This window comes from Shewanella sp. AC91-MNA-CIBAN-0169 (genome assembly GCF_040310165.1).
Lineage (GTDB): Bacteria > Pseudomonadota > Gammaproteobacteria > Enterobacterales > Shewanellaceae > Shewanella.
Genome location: NZ_JBEOPM010000008.1, coordinates 47,411 through 65,451, shown reverse-complemented (window position 1 = coordinate 65,451; position 18,041 = coordinate 47,411). Strand labels below are relative to the sequence as shown.

Below are 18,041 nucleotides of genomic sequence, written 5' to 3'. Positions count from 1 at the left end.
CATATCAACTAACAAATTTTTACTATGCTTGCTGTATAGGAAGGTTTTTTATTATAAGAATCGTGATTGATAATGACCGACTTAACCTAATAGCCACTTTTTTGGTGAGTCGATTTATCTCGTAACGCGATTAACGAATGAAGAAAGAACATGCTCTAATATAACGACAAAAAGTAAACTATCTGCTCAGCCTAGTTTTGAAGGCTAGTAAACGTATTTCATTTACGTATAGTATATAGCCTCAGGATGTGCTCAAGGTATGTTGAGCAATAATGTACTTTTCAGGGAGAAGAGTGATGAGTTCAAATATTGATGAGTTGGTGTTTTTGCACCAAATCGCAGCACCTTGCCATTTAGCTATTTTGGCAGAATCTATCGGGTTGAAAACTCGAATTGTAAAACATGCGGCTGAGCTTGAGTTAGAAAAAAAATCCAACAACTTTTATCTTGTTTCACAAAAAGGTGCGGCCTTAGACAGTAAGGGCATCCCGTTACTGGTATCGCGTTTAGTGGAGCATGTCCCTGTAGCATTGTACCAAGTTGAACGTGGATCACTTGATCAAGAGTCAGCATTACTCTTAGGCGTAAGGGGTTTGTTATACAGTGATCAACGCATGGACTTAATGCTGACGGGTCTGCGTAAAATGGTTTCTGATGAATTGTGGTACGACCGTCCACTGATCAGTAAGATTTTTAGACGTTTAGTCCAGCAACTCGATACCAACGTTGAAATCCCTGCCGATACCGTGGCCATCCTCCAAAGATTAACCAGTCGAGAAAGAACCATTATTCAGCTTGTTTCTAGCGGTGCGCGTAATAAAGAAATTGCCCAGCGTTTGTGTATTAGTGAACATACTGTAAAAGCGCATATCTCATCTATTTTCCGTAAAACGGAGTCTCGTAACCGAGTTGAGTTATTGCGTTGGGCACAGACCTACCAAAGCCATTGCGAATTAGTGAGTTAACGTACATATAGATTTATTGAATAACTATAAAAGGAGCTTAGGCTCCTTTTTAATGGGTTAATGTTATTGATCGCGTTTTTCTTTCAAAAAGGTAAGCTAATCAGTACACTGAGTTTTCTAATAATAATAATGATGGATATTAAGAATGAGTATTTGGTTTAACACTGTCACTTTAGAAGATTGTGCTCGTTTAGATGCAGGGATGCAGGGAAAGGGCACCTTAATGCAAACATTGGGCATTAAAATTACTGAAATCGGCGACGATTATATGGTTGCCACTATGCCAGCCAATCCAGCAATACATAATCCATTAGGGATTGTTCATGGTGGTGCGAACGTCGCACTAGCAGAAACAGTAGCCAGTTATGCCGCCAACTTTGTGGTCGACTTTACCCGTTATTATTGTGTCGGCCAAGAAATCAACGCCAATCATTTAAAAGCGTCACGTAATGGTGAGTTAACGGCAACAGCTAAACCTGTGCATTTAGGTAAACGCAGTTCGGTTTGGGAAGTCCTTATTCGTAACAGTGCGGGTGAACTTTGTTGTATTTCACGAATGACGGCAGCGGTTGTAGAGCGATAAGCTATTATAGATACTATAAATCGATAGGCCTTATAATCATCGATAGATCAAGGTTTTAACCTTGTTAATAGTGTATTTTTTTATAAGGTGCTTTGCTTATTTAGTCTATCAAGTGTGCCAATAAGTGCGTTAAGCAATAACGTTTTTTCACTGACTCACGTTAGCTTAATGTTGTTACTCGCTTGCATTGGTGTAGGCATATTAATATAAGGAAAATCCATGGACAGTATTAACATCTGGGAATGGGTAGGATATTTAGCCTCTGTCGTTGTGGCTATTTCGCTGATGATGTCAGACATTAAAAAACTACGCTGGTGGAACTTAATTGGTGCAGGGTTGTTTGTGGCTTATGGCCTCGCGATTGATGCGATCCCTGTGGCGCTGGTTAACTTTTTTATTGTATTAATTGATCTCTATTATTTAGTGAAGTTATACCGTGAGCCTACTCCACCCACTGAATAGTCACATTGTGTCTCGATAAAGCCAAATAATCAGTTTGGCTTTTTTATTGCCTGCATTTTAGTTTTAATCTGTTTTTCCTATCCTTAATAAATTACATAATCGTTTTTTTAGTTTGCAATAATCTATTTTAATCGTTTTATGTAATTATGAAGTGCTTCTATTATGTGTCCATCGAATGATGAGTTGAGTGAGGAAAATCATCATGGCAACAGTTTATGACTTAATTGAGCAGTGGTTAGTAGACCGCACATAGGAGCAAAAAAATGAATCAAGGTAATTATTTAACCAGCCAAAATGGCGCCCCGGTAGCAGATGATCAAAATTCAATCTCGGCTGGTGAACGTGGTCCACTGCTTTTACAAGATTGGCATTTAATAGAGAAGCTGGCTCATTTTAACCGTGAACGTATTCCTGAGCGTGTGGTACATGCTAAAGGGACTGGTGTATATGGGACGTTTACATTAACTAAAGATTTAAGTGAATTTACCATAGCGGATCATTTTAATGGTGTCGGCAAGCAGACTGAAACATTTATGCGCTTCTCTACGGTAGGCGGAGAAATGGGGTCAGCAGATGCAGAGCGTGATCCACGCGGTTTTGGACTACGTTTTTATACTGCTCGTGGTAACCACGATATTGTCGGTAATAATACCCCGACATTCTTTATTCGTGACGGTATTAAATTCCCTGACTTTATTCACACTCAGAAACGTCACCCACAAACTAATTTAAAAGATCCCCAAGCAATGTGGGACTTTTGGGCGCTCAATCCAGAGTCGATGCATCAGGTGACCATATTAATGTCAGACCGTGGTATTCCGGCTAACTACAGACAAATGCATGGTTATGGTTCGCACACGTTCTCGTTTTGGAATGCTAAGGGTGAACGTTTTTGGGTTAAGTTCCACTTTAAATCACAGCAAGGCGTGGTAAATTTAACCGGCGAACAAGCAGATATACTAAAAGGGATAGATCCTGATTCATCACAACGCGACATGGTGGCAGCAATTAATGATGCTAACTTCCCGCGTTGGACTGTGAATGTGCAAATTATGCCAGAAGCTGATGCCAATACTTACGCCATTAATCCATTTGATTTGACTAAAGTATGGCCGCACAGTGATTATCCGTTGATTGAAGTGGGTGAACTTGAGCTAAACCGTTTACCACAAAACTACTTTGCTGAAGTTGAACAAGTGGCATTAGCACCAAGTAACTTAGTGCCTGGAGTGGGGGCGTCGCCAGACAAAATGCTGCAAGCCCGTTTGTTTTCATATGCAGATGCGCAGCGCTACCGTATAGGGACTAATTATAATCAATTACCCGTTAACTGTCCGCATGCCGCTAAAGCCAACCATCATCAACGTGCTGGTGCTATGGCAGGAACACAGTGTCCTTATCAAGGTAGCCAAACCGGTGGTGATGCCAGTGTTAATTATGGTCCTAACAGTGTTGCACCACTCACTGAGAATGCTAGTTTTGAAGAACCACCGTTACGTTTAGAAGGAGAGGTTGCCCGTTTTAGTCGTTATAACCAAGATGACTTTACCCAAGCGGGTAATCTATATCGTATCTTCAGTGAAGCAGAGAAAAATAGGTTGGTGGAAACGATTGCGGGCACACTCAGTCAAACGACATTAGATGTGCAACAAAAAATGGTCGATCATTTTACTAAAGCGGATGTTGATTACGGTCAACGTGTTAAGCAGGCTTTGGCAAAGTAACCTGTATTTTGCCAAAGAATAAGCGACGATTAAGGCCTTAACGCTAACAAAATAGTTGTTTAGTAAAACAGGAAGATAATGATTATCTTCCTGTTTTACTATTCATCACTAATACATGTGGGCGTGTAACCATTTATATGGGGAATATGCACGCTTACCAGTAAATAGGGACTTTTAAGGCACTTTTTCGCGAATGCTCCATGGCAAACAATAAACTGGTTTCTTTATTGTCTAACCAAGCTTCAATATTAAGCTGATGCTGTGCACTCAAATGCCTTAATATTTTATATGCAGATAACGTACTAATCCCTAACGCTAAGTCTTGCCATGGTGCCCGAAAAGCCTCGCGCTTTTTAGCGGGATACATTTCTCCATAAGCAAACCCAACTAAGATACTTTCATCCAAAGCATCAGCAACGTGTTGGTAATCAATACTGTTCATTTCAGCGGTTATCGGCATTGATTTTCCAATACGTTTCCATGAGGCTTGCTGTAGCTGGTTGGCAAATAAACCTAATTCGGGATAATGACGGCTTTCATTTTTGCCGCTTTCAGCGGTTAATAGCAAATCGACCAATGCCAATTGTAATTGACCATACTCAGGATGTTGCCATATTGAGCCTAATTGAGTTGATATCGACATTGAGTCGATATAGTTTTCTAGTTGTAGGCAAACAAGGGTTTTATTGTTGATGTTGGCAAGTGGTTTAGCATCGTCTTGTAATAATAAACAACAACTTTGCAGTGGGCTAACAAATGCCAGAGCCTGCTCAAGATGATCGAATAATGGGCTGGTGTGCTGATCTAATAAACCAAATTGATTTAAGGTGAGCCTGAGTAAGCGCACACAGCGGCGTAATTCGCCCCACAAGGCTGATTGTTGATGAACATCACCAGTTGGCAGCGTTAATATATTCTCAATCAATTGCCAGCGCTCAAGACCTGTTTCTAATAATGTGCTCAAGGCTTGCTGCATATTATTGTTTTTTGGTAATGAGACATAATCAATATGCTCAATGGTGAACGGTTTTGATTTGCCTGCAAGTTGATAACCGCGTTGAGCTTTACTGGCTTTACCTAAGCGAAATGGTACTGACTTAGCGACTTCTGTTGCGAGTATTAATAATGCAGACGTCTCTCCTGCGAGTAATTCAAATTCGAGTTCGCATATAGGGTCAACTTTATCATCAGCAATTATTTCACCTACATCTAGTGCAACCTCAACAAGGCTATCATTAAGGTATATATGCCAAGTTTGACGCTCAAAGTTGGTTTCAAAAATACATTTTAGCGATGTTGACACCTTGTCGAGATCATTTCCCTCTGGCCAAATTTCTTTTGGGAAACGTGACAAGATCGGTGTTTTTTGATCAATGCTGACATTATATTCAGGACGAGAATGGATCCCTCCTACGACCCTGCCTGCTGTTTTTATGGTCTGTTCGAGTTGATTGTCAAAACCTCTTACGCGTAAGCCCATATCCCAACGACGCAGTTGTAAGTCGTCGGTATCGAAATATCCGTTGGTGAGTTTTTTCTGCCCTTGTGGGCTTGAATTAGGGTAGTCATTCAATATTTTTTTTAACAAATCATGATGTTGTGATTGAATGAATAGTTTTAACTCTATTTCTGCGTCCATTGACTTTATGTTTGCCTTGTCATCAAATATTCACTAATGCGTCACATTATCTTCATAATGTCATATTGTTGTAATAAAAATCTCTTAGGATAGCATTGCTCGCATCATATATACTGAGCAACGATAACAGAGAAACTGTCGTACGAAATTAAAAAACACAGTTTCATTATGCGGACGCTTGGGTTAACATGCGCCCGCTTTTTCCAAACTGGAATTTATTAAATAGGTAAACGGCAATGCCAGTAAACTCTATTTTAGGTGTGTTTGCAAAATCACCTCTTAAGCCTTTAGAACTACATATCGACAAAGTACATGAGTGTGCATCACTTCTTGTTCCTTTCTTTGACGCAACCAACTCAGGCGACTGGGATGAAGCGATAAAGATCCGCAAACAAATTAGTTTGCTTGAAAAAGAAGCGGACTCACTCAAACGTGAAATTCGCCTGACTCTTCCTGGTGGATTATTTATGCCTGTTGAGCGAACTGACTTGCTTGAGTTATTAACTCAACAGGACAAAATCGCTAACAAAGCAAAAGATATCTCTGGCCGTATTATTGGCCGTCAGTTAGTCCTTCCTCAGCCTATGCAAGATGCCTTTGGTGCTTATCTAAAACGTTGTTTAGATGCCGTATCACTTGCGAAACGGGCTATTAACGAACTCGATGATTTACTCGAAACCGGTTTCCGTGGTCGTGAAGTTGAGTTGGTTGCCAAAATGATTAATGAATTAGATCTTATCGAAGAAGATTCTGATGATTTACAAATTCAAGTGCGTCGTCAGTTGTATGCATTAGAATCTGAATTGAATCCGATTGATGTGATGTTCACGTACAAAATTATCGAATGGGTTGGAGGTTTAGCAGATATTGCTGAGCGTGTCGGTTCCCGCCTAGAGCTAATGCTAGCTCGTAACTAATCACAAAGGTTATCAAGGAAACAACATGGTTGATGTATTAGTCACCAACGGCCCTATGCTCATTATGATAGCGGCTGCATTTGGATTTTTGATGGCATGGGGCATTGGTGCAAACGACGTAGCCAATGCAATGGGAACCTCTGTAGGTTCTAATGCCATTACCATTAAACAAGCGATTATTATTGCAATGATCTTTGAATTCGCCGGTGCTTTTTTAGCTGGTGGTGAAGTCACGAGTACAATTCGTAAAGGTATTATCGACGCGAGTTACTTTACTGATGTCCCAGAATTGTTGGTATACGGCATGATTGCCTCATTACTTGCTGCGGGTATTTGGTTAGTTGTAGCGTCAGCGTTAGGCTGGCCAGTTTCGACCACTCATTCAATTATTGGCGCTATTGTTGGCTTTGCCGCAGTGGGTGTCAGTGCAGATGCAGTTGAATGGGGTAAGGTTGGCGGTATTGTAGGCTCTTGGGTAGTGACACCTGCTATTTCGGGTTTTATTGCTTATATCATTTTCCAAAGTGTGCAAAAGCTGATTTTTAATACCGATGATCCATTAGCAAGTGCTAAGCGTTATGTGCCTTTCTACATGGCATTGGCCGGTTTTGTGATGTCACTTGTGACCATTACTAAAGGCTTATCACATGTAGGCATAAACTTTTCAACACTTGAAGCATATGCATTAGCTGCTGTGGTTGCAGCCGTAGTCGGTCTTGCAGGTAAAATTGCTATTAGTCGTTTAAAAATGAGCGATAAAGCCGATCTAAAAACCCAGTATGGGAATGTTGAAAAAGTATTTGCCATATTAATGGTTGTGACTGCATGTTGTATGGCATTTGCCCATGGCTCAAACGACGTTGCTAATGCGATTGGTCCTTTAGCTGCTGTGGTTTCTGTCGTAGAAAGCGGCGGTATTATTGGTGCTAAATCGGTTCTAGCATGGTGGATTTTACCACTTGGTGCTGTTGGTATTGTTATGGGCTTGGCCATTTTTGGACAGCGTGTGATGCAAACCATTGGTAAAAACATTACGCATTTAACCCCAAGTCGTGGTTTTGCTGCTGAATTAGCTGCCGCATCGACTGTGGTTATTGCTTCTGGTACTGGTTTACCTATTTCAACAACGCAAACGTTAGTCGGTGCTGTGTTGGGTGTGGGCATGGCGCGTGGTATTGCAGCAATTAATATTGGTGTAGTACGTAACATTGTTGTGTCTTGGGTTATTACTCTGCCAGCCGGTGCTGCACTGTCTATTTTGTTCTTCTTCATTATCAAGAACATCTTTAGTTAATTTGACTAAGACGCAATGAAGTATTAGCAGAAATGTGAACGCTGAATGTATTTAAGAAGGAAGTCATATGACTTCCTTCTTGCATTCAGAGCATTTAATAAATAGCATGACAATAAGTTTTCTGAGTTTGGATAAATACCGTGTTAAGAGTACTTTCAATCCTTATATTTTTACTTGCGCCAAGTGGCGTATTTGCAGCCCAAGCACCAACGCGATTTATTTCTGATGATGTGTTCACCTATATCCACGGTGGACCGGGTACAGAGTTTCGTATTATCGGTAGTGTTGAAGCGGGTCAGCCGATCACTTTATTGGATAATACCGAAGGTGATTTTACTCAAATCATTGATCATAAAGGTCGTGAAGGCTGGGTATTAACCAGTTTAGTTTCAGATCAGCCTAGTTTTCGTGAGCGTTTTCCTGAAATGGAAGCACAATTAAAACAGGCTAATGAGCAATTAAATAACATTACGCAAAATACTGACAATACTGAAGAATCTTTAACACTGTCTAACGAAAAGGTGTCTGAGTTAAAAGCCGCTCTTACCAAAGCGATTAAAGAACGAGATGATGCTAAGTCAAAAGTACAGCAAGCCGCGGATAACCAACGTTATGAAATGTGGCAGCAAGGTGGGTTAATTGCAGGTATTGGTGCGTTGATTGGTATTGTATTGGTGTATTTACCTCGTCCACAACGTCGTAAGAAAAGCCGTTGGATGTAACATCTCCAATAACGATGAGATTTTCGCGGATAAAGTGATACGACTAATGTCTCTCATTTGATTGTATAAAGGCCAACTATTCAAACGTTGGCCTTTTTTTTAATCTTTTTCTTGATGAAATTTATTCATATTCCATGTTGGTATAATTATTAAAAAAGTTACCAATTAACATTAACTTAAACGTTTATTGTTGTTGTGATGTTAATTAACTAGCACATTGTTTCTGTCTGTTTCAGTGACCAAAATCAAACAATTATTAGCAAGTTTTCAACTTGAGTGTCCAAGTTCACATTTTGAATGTATAATCGCCGAAAATCAGATCGTACATTGTATACAAAATAAAATATTCGTGAATACAGTGTCCATTCAACAACGATAATAACCATCCTTAACCTGACCTAGATGGAAGCGAATACTATGTTCAAAGCGAGTGAAGTACTGGACGGCCGCTATGACAATGCCACTCTTGAGGAACTGTTTACTGCAGTGACCAACAACTACATTGTCGATGAAGAGCAATACCTGTCTGAATTAATTAAGCTTGTGCCTTCGTCTGAACAAGACATTGAGCAAGTGACTCGTCGTGCCCATGAGCTCGTGAGCAAAGTTCGTCAGTTTGAGAAAAAAGGTCTGATGGTTGGTATTGATGCATTTTTGCAACAATACAGCTTAGAAACGAAAGAAGGCATTATTTTAATGTGCTTGGCTGAAGCCTTGCTGCGTATTCCTGATGCTGAAACAGCTGATGCGCTAATTAAAGATAAATTGTCTGGTGCCAAGTGGGATGAACACCTAAATATGAGTGGTTCATTGCTGGTTAATGCCTCAACGTGGGGGTTAATGTTAACCGGTAAACTGGTTAAGTTAGATCGTAATACTGACGGTTCGCCAAGCAATATACTTAAACGTCTGGTTAATCGTGTCGGTGAGCCGATGATCCGTCAAGCTATGTTAGCGGCGATGAAGATCATGGGTAAGCAATTTGTGTTAGGTCAGGACGTTAAAGAAGCGCTTAAAAATAGCGAAGCTAAACGTAAGTTAGGTTATACCCATAGCTATGACATGTTAGGTGAAGCAGCATTAACCGCCAATGATGCGCAAAAGTATTTTAACGATTACAGCAATGCTATTCGCGATTTAGGCGAACAGCAATACGATGAAGCGAACTCACCAAGACCCACCATATCAATCAAACTATCTGCTTTGCACCCTCGTTATGAAGTCGCTAACGAGGATCGTGTATTAAGTGAATTATACGACACAGTTATTAAGCTGATAGTACAAGCGCGTGAACTTAACATTGGTATTTCTATTGATGCTGAAGAAGTTGACCGTCTTGAATTGTCATTGAAGTTATTTAAGCAGCTTTATCAGTCAGAAGCCGCTAAAGGCTGGGGCTTATTAGGCATTGTGGTGCAAGCTTATTCTAAGCGTTGTTTACCGGTGTTGTGTTGGTTGACGCGTCTTGCTAAAGATCAAGGCGATGAAATTCCGCTGCGTTTAGTCAAAGGTGCTTATTGGGACAGCGAGCTAAAATGGGCGCAACAAGCAGGCGAAGCTGGCTACCCACTTTATACCCGTAAAGCCGGCACGGATGTGTCTTATTTAGCGTGTGCGCGTTATTTATTGTCTGATGCCACCCGTGGTGCTATTTATCCCCAGTTTGCTACCCACAACGCGCAAACCGTTGCCAGTATTGATGCGATGGCCGCTGATCGTTTATATGAATTCCAACGTTTGCACGGTATGGGCCAAGAGCTTTACGATACCATGCTTGCAGAAAGCGGTGCTAAAGCGGTACGTATCTATGCACCCATTGGCGCGCATAAAGACTTACTGCCGTATTTAGTTCGTCGCTTACTGGAAAACGGAGCCAATACCTCATTTGTACATAAACTGGTTGACCCTAATACCCCAATAGAAAGCTTAGTGGTTCATCCATTGGTGACGCTATTGGGTTACAAGTCGTTAGCGAATCAAAAAATTGTTAAGCCTGCTGATATTTTCGGTGCAGAACGTAAGAACTCTAAAGGATTAAACATGAACATTATTTCTGAGTCAGAGCCATTTTTTGCTGCACTGGACAAATATAGCGATACTCAATGGACAGCAGGTCCATTGGTAAACGGTAAAACCTTAACGGGTGAAGTGCAAACCGTTGTTAGCCCATACGATACTTCATTAACGGTAGGTAAAGTGGCTTTTGCTGATGCTAACGCAATTGAACAAGCCATTGCTGGTGCAGATGCTGCTTTTGGTGGTTGGGCACGTACACCTGTTGAAACTCGTGCTAATGCACTACAGAAATTAGCTGATTTATTGGAAGAAAACCGTGAAGAGCTGATTGTATTATGTACTCGTGAAGCGGGTAAGAGTATTCAAGATGGTATTGATGAAGTTCGCGAAGCAGTAGATTTTTGTCGTTATTACGCCGTACAAGCTAAGAAGATGATGGCTCAGCCTGAATTGCTTCCTGGCCCAACAGGCGAGTTAAACGAGCTGTTTCTACAAGGTCGCGGAATTTTTGTGTGTATTAGCCCATGGAACTTCCCGTTGGCGATTTTCCTTGGTCAAGTTTCTGCTGCACTTGCTGCGGGTAACACGGTTATTGCCAAGCCTGCAGAGCAAACCTGTTTGATCGGTTATCGTGCTGTGCAACTTGCGCATGAAGCCGGTATTCCTACCGACGTATTGCAGTTTTTACCAGGTACTGGCGCAGTTGTTGGTTCTGCAATCACTGCAGATGAACGTATTGGCGGTGTGTGTTTTACCGGCTCGACTGGTACTGCTAAATTAATTAACCGCACCTTGGCAAACCGTGATGGTGCAATTATTCCATTAATTGCTGAAACCGGTGGTCAAAATGCCATGCTGGTTGACTCAACATCACAACCAGAACAAGTTGTTAATGACGTGGTGTCTTCATCGTTCACCAGTGCTGGCCAGCGTTGTTCGGCATTGCGAGTCTTATTTTTACAAGAAGATATTGCCGATCGCGTAATTGAAGTCATGAAAGGCGCCATGGAGCAATTAGTGATTGGCAACCCAAGTTCAGTGAAAACCGATGTCGGCCCCGTGATTGATGCCACTGCCAAAGCTAACTTGAATGCCCACATTGATCATATCAGCCAGGTCGGCAAGTTAATTAATAAACTTGAATTACCAGCAGGTACTGAAAATGGTCATTTTGTAGCACCTACAGCCGTTGAAATTAGTTCAATTAAGCTACTCGAAAAAGAACATTTTGGGCCTATTTTGCATGTTATCCGTTATAAAGCGGCAGATTTGGCAAAAGTGGTTGATGAAATCAACAGCACAGGTTTTGGGTTAACATTGGGTATTCATAGCCGTAATGAAGGCCATGCGCTTAGCTTAGCAGACAAGGTTAACGTGGGTAACGTATACATTAACCGTAACCAAATTGGTGCAGTTGTAGGTGTACAACCATTTGGTGGCCAAGGATTATCGGGTACAGGTCCTAAAGCGGGTGGCCCACACTACTTAACTCGTTTTGTGACTGAAAAAACTCGTACCAATAACATTACCGCAATTGGTGGCAATGCGACGTTATTGTCACTAGGCGATGCTGAAGAATAAACCTGAAGTAGTTGCATTAAGCCCACTTTTTAGTGGGCTTTTTGTTATCTCGAGTTTAGGTTATGTGACCCTAATGGGTATAAGGCTATTTAATTATGAGGCAAATTAATGATGACTTTGGATATCATTGCGTTGTAAGCCACGACTGACATTTTTACACAGTTTTCCAAAGCGGCTGATATCGCCAAGTGAAGGTATAACGCCCTGGGCAATGGCTGCGTCCCAGTAATTAACTTCAGCATCAACCAAATCGAGTAACTTTTTAGGGCAGCCAACACAGTTGTTGTTGGGGCCACAGCTAAATATACCGGGTTGATCAAATGGTAAGGTATTTTTTACTTGCTCAAGGAGTCGCTTCATTGCACTCACTCTGTCTGGTTTACGTTCCATAGCCTCACCTCTATATAAGTTAGAGAATCCTTGTCAGCGTAACAAATCGGCATTAGGTTATGATTAACGTACATCAATTTTTTAGTGAATAAAGAGACCTAAATAGATAAATTGATTATGGTTATGTAAAATATTTGTAGCAGTTCTCAGGTTTTAGAATAAAAAATGCTTTGGAAGCAAAGAAGTCTAGACGTCTAGATTGACAGCGACGAACAGTTCTCTTATTCTTGGCACAACTTGTTATGATGTGACTGCAATATTTAGCACCTTTAAATCTGTTGTTAAATAATCACCGATGACCGAGATTGTGTCGTACTCGCTTTTCTCATCCAACAATCCCTATTCGTTAAGATAAAGAGAGATCATTTTGACCAAAGCTACTTCATCAGTTACCACAGCAGGAAACAGCCCGGCATCGTTTGTGGCGTTATTACCGTTATTTTTGTTTTTAGGATTATTTATTGGCGCAGGCTTATATTTTCAAAGCCAAGGTGTTGATTATGCGTTCTATCAATTACCCAGTGTGATTGCGATTCTCCCTGCCATCGTGTTGGCAGTTTTGTTGTCGAAACAGAAAATAAATAGTGCGATAGAAACCTTTATTGAAGGTATTGGCCATAGCAATATTATAGCCATGTGTTTAATTTATTTATTGGCAGGCGCATTTGCTGCAGTGGCTAAAGCCACTGGTGGCGTTGATGCCACCGTTGCGCTTGGTTTATCGTTTATCCCATCAAATTTATTATTGCCAGGTTTCTTTGTTATTGCCGCTTTTATCGCGACCTCAATGGGTACATCTATGGGCACCATCGCGGCGGTAGCACCAGTGGCACTAGGTGTCGCAGACCAAGCACAAATTGATTATGCCTTAATGGCGGGTGCGGTGATGTCTGGTGCATTATTTGGAGACAACTTATCGATTATTTCTGATACCACGATTGCGGCAACACGTACTCAAGGTTGTGAAATGAAAGACAAGTTCCGTGAAAACCTAGTATTTTCGATACCGGCGGCGATCCTCACCTTGATTGCTTTTTCGATTGTCGGTCAAGGACAAGCGGATATAGCAGCTCAGGACATCGAAATATTAAAAGTATTACCGTATTTAACCATTCTGGTGTTAGCTGTGATCGGTTTAAACGTCTTTGTAGTGTTGTCGTTAGGGATTGTACTTGCTGGCATGACAGGCGTGCTGAGCTCGGGTTATAGCGTTATTCAATTTGGTAATGATATTTATACTGGTTTTACCAATATGCAGGAAATTTTTATTCTGTCGATGTTAGTCGGTGGTTTAGCGGCGTTAATGCAGCAACAAGGCGGATTAACTTTTGTCAGTAAGCAAATTGAAGGTTTAATCAGTCGCTTTTCAAAAGCCAATGGCGAAGCATCAAGTCGTGCGGCAGAGTTAGGCATGGCAGCGATTGTTGCCGCCACTAATACCTGTGTTGCTAACAATACAGTATCGATAGTGGTCACCGGTGACATTGCTAAAGAGCTTGCTGAAAAACATGGGGTATCGCCAAAACGAGCTGCGAGTATTTTAGATATCTTTGCATGTATTATTCAGGGATTAATTCCACATGGTGCCCAAGCATTATTAATTGCTTCGGTGTTTACCATCAGCCCATTAACTGCAGTTTCTAATGCTTGGTACTGTATGATTTTGGCCGTTGTAGCGGTGATAATTGTAATATTGCGTCAACGTAATTAAATTGGCTACAGGGTAAATCACACTGTCGCTAAGGTTAACAAGATTAAGGTTAAGGTGACGATTTAGCCACTATTGCAACCAATGCCCAGTCAGTAACGATTGGGCATTTTTATTTTTGGTTTAAGTTTTTGTTTAAATTTTGGTTTAAGTTAGGGCTTAGGTTTAGTTTTTTGGTTATGTGATTATCGGCTTTTACTTTTTGGCTTTCCGCGTTAACATTCTCATCCCATTTTTGACATAAGTATCGTTCAGTGACAGATAGAGTCCGTAATTATGATTTACACCTAGTGATTGTATTTATGTCATTGGCTGCGGCTGTAATCTGCTCTTTTGGTGTAGGAAGTGCGTTAATCGTGCAAGCCGACGGCATCAATTTGGACATGTTGACGATCCGCCCCGATACGCTTGGAGATTATATGCATTCGTCGTTTGCAATCGTGTTCAATTTATCACTATTAGCAGGTGGCTCATGCTTCTTACTCGCCATGGTGGCGGTGTTTAATACTTTCCCTGATTTACTGAGCCGCTACATCGCCATTATTGGTGGCGTAGTGGGTGTGAGTATTGTGCTAATGGGTGTGTTTCCGATTAACTTTCTAGACTTACACCGTAAAGCGTCGACGCTTTATTTATTCAGTACTATTTTTTTGCATTGTATTTGCCTACTTGATTACTTTAAACCTGGCAGCACGATGACCAAGCGAATGCTTAGTTTGAGCATTATTTCACTGTGTAGTGGGTTATTATTATTAACGTTGTTCGATTGGAGTCAGCTGGATTTTACCGAATGCTCAACGGATTTACCTCAGTATTGTATGGTGTCCTCAGCCATGTGGACATTAACGCAAGCGAATATTCTATGGTGTATTTGCCTTGGGTTAAGCCTACTGACAACCATTAAAACTCAACAACATAGCGTGTATCAATTTCTCGAAACCCGTTAACGTCTATTTATTCTTGCTTGAGTACTATCTATGATATCAATACGATTAAGTCTATGACATCAATGCGATTAAGTCATTATTTGGCGGTGTGTGGTGTGGCCTCAAGACGCCAAGCTGCACGGCTTATCGACAGTGGTCGAGTGAGTATTAATCATCAATTAGCTAAACACACTGACCGAATTAACCTTTGCGAAATCGAGACAATTCTAGTAGACGATAAACCGATCCTTGCTGTGCAAGATAAACAGTATTGGCTATATCATAAGCCTGTTGGAATTGATTGCCGTTTATTAGTTGATGATCCTCACAGCTTACTGCATGTATTACCTGAGTTACCAAGGTTGTATCCTGCAGGGCGTTTGGATAAAGATTCTCGTGGTTTGCTACTACTCACTAATGATGGTCAATTAACGCAAGCGCTCATGCATCCCGATTATTATCATCCTAAGACATACGTGGTCCAAGTTGATAAGCCAATTAGTGCTAGTTTTCTATCGATGATGACAAAGGGTGTCAGTTATGGCGATGTGCAAACTCGACCATGCGAAGTTCGGTCATTGAGCCTGGTGAGTGCAGAAGACAGGTTTGAGATTGTATTAACCCAAGGATTAAATCGGCAAATACGCCGTATGTGCAAAGCATTAGGTTACAAGGTGATTGATTTAATGCGAACACAATTATTAGATATACGTATTGATGAGCTTGCAGAAAAAACAATGCGGCCATTAACGACCGCAGAGTTATTGAGTCTTAAACGTGCAGTAAACTGAACGTTATCTAACGATTTCCATTTCAGCTAATAAGTTGTCAGCATTATCTAAATACTGCATTACCCATAGCATGTAGCGGCTGTCTACTTGGATAGAACGGTTACTTTGTGCGTCGTATCCCCAGTCTCCAATGATACTTTCGTACACACCATCAAACAGTAAACCCACTAGTTCAGCACGACCGTTTAAGGTTGGTGAGCCTGAGTTACCACCCGTTGTGTCTAGGGTAGATAAGAAGTTAACCGGTACAGAGTCAACCGCTTTGACGTAGTAATCGCCGTATTGCTTTTGTTTAATCAGCTCAAGTTGTTTAGCTGGCGCATCGAAAGGATCAACACCAGTGTCTTTGGCTAAAATGCCTTCTAAGCGGGTAAAAGGCACCGCCACTAAACCATCCTGTGGAGAATAACCTTTCACGTTACCTACCGTTACACGCAGGCTTGAGTTTGCATCAGCATAAACAGGTTTTCCTAACTCGCGATTGTAGGCAATGATAGCGTCCATATATTGTGGACGTACTTTCATTAAGTCACCTTCTAATTGCTTTTTCTCTTTCTCGCGCGCCATGTCAGCATCATAAGTTTGTACTGCAAATTGAATGAATGGGTCGTTAGACGCTTTAAAGTCTGCAACCGATTTGTTCATCCATGCTAAGCGAGTTTCTTTATTGTTTAGCTTGGTGTTGGCGTACATTTTATCGAGTGTTTTAGCTAATGCTTTAGCATCGAACTTGCTGCTAATACCAAAGGCTTTATCTAAAGCGGCTAAATGCTGCTCTGCAGGTAGTGCAGCATAACGTGTCAGTAAATCGGCTAGCAGGGCTTTATCGACACTGGCAGCATAACGGCGATCAATACGTTCCATGCTTGAAGTGAAGTTGGTCATGTCACGTTGTTGGTAGCCTGGTTCACGTGCCATATCAGCTAAGGTTTTCTCATTAGCTAAGCGATACAAATCACGTGCGGTAGTGACCATAGTGGTGTAACCGATGTAACCTAATAAAATGTCACGTTGCTGATTTTGCTGACTCTTTGCCACTAACTTTTCTAAGCTTGATAGTGTTTCGCCATATTGCTGTTGGCGTTTTTTATCTTTACCAATCCAGTTTGCTAAATCGCTTTCTATTTTCTCACGATCAGCGAGCATGGTTGATTTTCCATAATACTCAATCATCGAGGTAAAGTTTTTAGCATAATTAGCTAAACCAGCAATCAAGCTTTCGTATTTAATCCGCTCGTCGCTGCCTTCAGAGGCTGTTTCTTTGATGATGCTAATCATGCGCTCTTGTAGGACTTTGCCTTCTGGATAAGCCCAATTAAACTGATTGTTAACTTCATCGGCTGTGCGATAACGGTTGGTACGGCCAGGATAACCAGCAACCATCACAAAGTCGCCATCGCTAACGCCTTTAGCTGATACTTTTAAAAAGCTTTTTGGCTCGTACGGTACGTTGTCTTTGCTAAAATCGGCAGGCTTGCCGTCTTTAGATACGTAAGCACGATAAAATGAGAAGTCTCCAGTATGACGAGGCCACATCCAGTTATCGATATCACCGCCGTATTTGCCCACGCTAGCGGCTGGGTTATAGGCTAAACGTACGTCACGAATTTCTAACTGCTTAACAAGATAATATTCTAGGCCACCATGGAAACTATACACCTGGCAACGGTAACCATCTTCTTTTTCACATTCAGCAACTAAGGTTTTTTCTTGTAGTTCTATACCTTTATAAAACTCATTACCCACTTTATCCATCTGGTTTGCTTTAACTTTATCAGTAACATTGGTTACCGCTTCAGTTACAAAAATACGTGAACCAGGTGTCGCCGGTAATTCTTCTGCGTAAGTTTTGGCTAAAAATCCGTCTTTAAGGAGGTTTTTTTCTGGGGTTGAGTTGTACTGAATTGAGCCATAGGCACAGTGATGGTTGGTAACCACTAAGCCTTTTGGCGACACAAATGATGCGGTACAACCACCCAGGCTGATAACGGCATTCATTGGGAATTCGGTTAATTTTGAAATTGAATCAGCGCTTATTTCTAAGCCTTTTGCTTTAAGTTCATCAGCCATAGCGGGAAGTTGATGTGGTTGCCACATACCTTCATCTGCCGCAGCGCCAAAGCTGGCTGCCATAGCGACAGTTAATAACCATTTTTTCATTATAATAATTCCATTTGGGGTGTTCACGGGTAATCAATATTGCCGTAAGTCGTGTCGATTTCTTGTTTAATCATCTAGGTCAATGTTGGCGGACTATAAAAACGTCGGACCATAAAAACAAAAAAGTCAGGCTAAGCCTGACTTTAACAAATGTTTTACTATC

14 protein-coding genes are annotated in these 18,041 nt (G+C 41.2%); 11 read left to right on the top strand and 3 right to left on the bottom strand.

The features are described 5' to 3' along the window. Window positions 1-296 precede the first annotated feature (296 nt). From AAEY98_RS09140 to katB, 4 genes are all read left to right on the top strand, one after another. Entirely contained in the window at window positions 297-965 is a 669-nt protein-coding gene (locus AAEY98_RS09140) for a helix-turn-helix transcriptional regulator (protein WP_101086176.1), read from the top strand. A gap of 145 nt (window positions 966-1,110) precedes the next feature. Further along, window positions 1,111-1,548, top strand: a complete 438-nt coding sequence (locus AAEY98_RS09135) for a PaaI family thioesterase (RefSeq protein ID WP_351016450.1) — start codon at window positions 1,111-1,113, stop codon at window positions 1,546-1,548. A 219-nt stretch (window positions 1,549-1,767) separates the two neighbouring features. Next, window positions 1,768-2,010, top strand: a complete 243-nt coding sequence (locus AAEY98_RS09130; RefSeq protein ID WP_101086174.1) for a YgjV family protein — start codon at window positions 1,768-1,770, stop codon at window positions 2,008-2,010. Window positions 2,011-2,273: 263 nt separating this feature from the next. After that, entirely contained in the window at window positions 2,274-3,734 is a 1,461-nt protein-coding gene (gene katB, locus AAEY98_RS09125; RefSeq protein WP_182743548.1) for a catalase KatB, read from the top strand. 154 nt (window positions 3,735-3,888) lie between these two features. Here the strand turns inward: katB and AAEY98_RS09120 are convergent, their stop codons facing one another. Beyond that, complete coding sequence (locus tag AAEY98_RS09120) at window positions 3,889-5,373, bottom strand: CYTH domain-containing protein (RefSeq protein WP_182743549.1); 1,485 nt, start codon at window positions 5,371-5,373, stop codon at window positions 3,889-3,891. Window positions 5,374-5,609: 236 nt separating this feature from the next. Between AAEY98_RS09120 and AAEY98_RS09115 the strand changes: the two genes are divergently transcribed. From AAEY98_RS09115 to putA, 4 genes are all read left to right on the top strand, one after another. After that, complete coding sequence (locus AAEY98_RS09115; RefSeq protein WP_059747637.1) at window positions 5,610-6,290, top strand: TIGR00153 family protein; 681 nt, start codon at window positions 5,610-5,612, stop codon at window positions 6,288-6,290. A gap of 25 nt (window positions 6,291-6,315) precedes the next feature. Further along, complete coding sequence (locus AAEY98_RS09110; RefSeq protein ID WP_351016445.1) at window positions 6,316-7,584, top strand: inorganic phosphate transporter; 1,269 nt, start codon at window positions 6,316-6,318, stop codon at window positions 7,582-7,584. A 140-nt stretch (window positions 7,585-7,724) separates the two neighbouring features. Beyond that, entirely contained in the window at window positions 7,725-8,306 is a 582-nt protein-coding gene (locus tag AAEY98_RS09105; RefSeq protein ID WP_101086170.1) for a TIGR04211 family SH3 domain-containing protein, read from the top strand. 402 nt (window positions 8,307-8,708) lie between these two features. Next, window positions 8,709-11,903: a bifunctional proline dehydrogenase/L-glutamate gamma-semialdehyde dehydrogenase PutA gene (gene putA / locus AAEY98_RS09100; protein WP_351016442.1), complete on the top strand. Its 3,195-nt coding sequence runs from the start codon at window positions 8,709-8,711 to the stop codon at window positions 11,901-11,903. 105 nt (window positions 11,904-12,008) lie between these two features. Here putA and AAEY98_RS09095 read toward each other — a convergent pair whose 3' ends face one another. Further along, the gene (locus tag AAEY98_RS09095; RefSeq protein ID WP_101086168.1) at window positions 12,009-12,293 is read right to left on the bottom strand and encodes a hypothetical protein; all 285 of its coding nucleotides are present in this window, start codon (window positions 12,291-12,293) and stop codon (window positions 12,009-12,011) included. Window positions 12,294-12,660: 367 nt separating this feature from the next. Here AAEY98_RS09095 and AAEY98_RS09090 point away from each other — a divergent pair, with 367 nt between their 5' ends. The 3 genes from AAEY98_RS09090 (at window position 12,661) to AAEY98_RS09080 (ending at window position 15,718) form a co-directional block, all read left to right on the top strand. Beyond that, entirely contained in the window at window positions 12,661-14,004 is a 1,344-nt protein-coding gene (locus AAEY98_RS09090) for a Na+/H+ antiporter NhaC family protein (protein WP_101086167.1), read from the top strand. 251 nt (window positions 14,005-14,255) lie between these two features. Next, window positions 14,256-14,948: a hypothetical protein gene (locus AAEY98_RS09085; RefSeq protein ID WP_351016439.1), complete on the top strand. Its 693-nt coding sequence runs from the start codon at window positions 14,256-14,258 to the stop codon at window positions 14,946-14,948. Between the two features lie 62 nt (window positions 14,949-15,010). Continuing rightward, window positions 15,011-15,718 carry a 23S rRNA pseudouridine(2604) synthase RluF gene (locus AAEY98_RS09080; protein WP_351016548.1) on the top strand — a complete coding sequence of 236 codons (708 nt, stop codon included), beginning with the start codon at window positions 15,011-15,013 and terminating at the stop codon, window positions 15,716-15,718. Window positions 15,719-15,721: 3 nt separating this feature from the next. Here the strand turns inward: AAEY98_RS09080 and AAEY98_RS09075 are convergent, their stop codons facing one another. Further along, window positions 15,722-17,878, bottom strand: a complete 2,157-nt coding sequence (locus tag AAEY98_RS09075) for a S46 family peptidase (RefSeq protein WP_350977000.1) — start codon at window positions 17,876-17,878, stop codon at window positions 15,722-15,724. Window positions 17,879-18,041 lie beyond the last annotated feature (163 nt).

Bases quoted from the DNA above. Each gene is read 5' to 3' on its own strand.
- AAEY98_RS09130 (WP_101086174.1), top strand. From the start codon at position 1,768: ATGGACAGTATTAACATCTGGGAATGGGTAGGATATTTAGCCTCTGTC.
- AAEY98_RS09140 (WP_101086176.1), top strand. From the start codon at position 297: ATGAGTTCAAATATTGATGAGTTGGTGTTTTTGCACCAAATCGCAGCA.
- putA (WP_351016442.1), top strand. From the start codon at position 8,709: ATGGAAGCGAATACTATGTTCAAAGCGAGTGAAGTACTGGACGGCCGC.
- AAEY98_RS09095 (WP_101086168.1), bottom strand. From the start codon at position 12,293: ATGGAACGTAAACCAGACAGAGTGAGTGCAATGAAGCGACTCCTTGAG.
- AAEY98_RS09115 (WP_059747637.1), top strand. From the start codon at position 5,610: ATGCCAGTAAACTCTATTTTAGGTGTGTTTGCAAAATCACCTCTTAAG.
- AAEY98_RS09120 (WP_182743549.1), bottom strand. From the start codon at position 5,373: ATGGACGCAGAAATAGAGTTAAAACTATTCATTCAATCACAACATCAT.
- AAEY98_RS09110 (WP_351016445.1), top strand. From the start codon at position 6,316: ATGGTTGATGTATTAGTCACCAACGGCCCTATGCTCATTATGATAGCG.
- katB (WP_182743548.1), top strand. From the start codon at position 2,274: ATGAATCAAGGTAATTATTTAACCAGCCAAAATGGCGCCCCGGTAGCA.
- AAEY98_RS09075 (WP_350977000.1), bottom strand. From the start codon at position 17,878: ATGAAAAAATGGTTATTAACTGTCGCTATGGCAGCCAGCTTTGGCGCT.
- AAEY98_RS09135 (WP_351016450.1), top strand. From the start codon at position 1,111: ATGAGTATTTGGTTTAACACTGTCACTTTAGAAGATTGTGCTCGTTTA.
- AAEY98_RS09080 (WP_351016548.1), top strand. From the start codon at position 15,011: ATGCGATTAAGTCATTATTTGGCGGTGTGTGGTGTGGCCTCAAGACGC.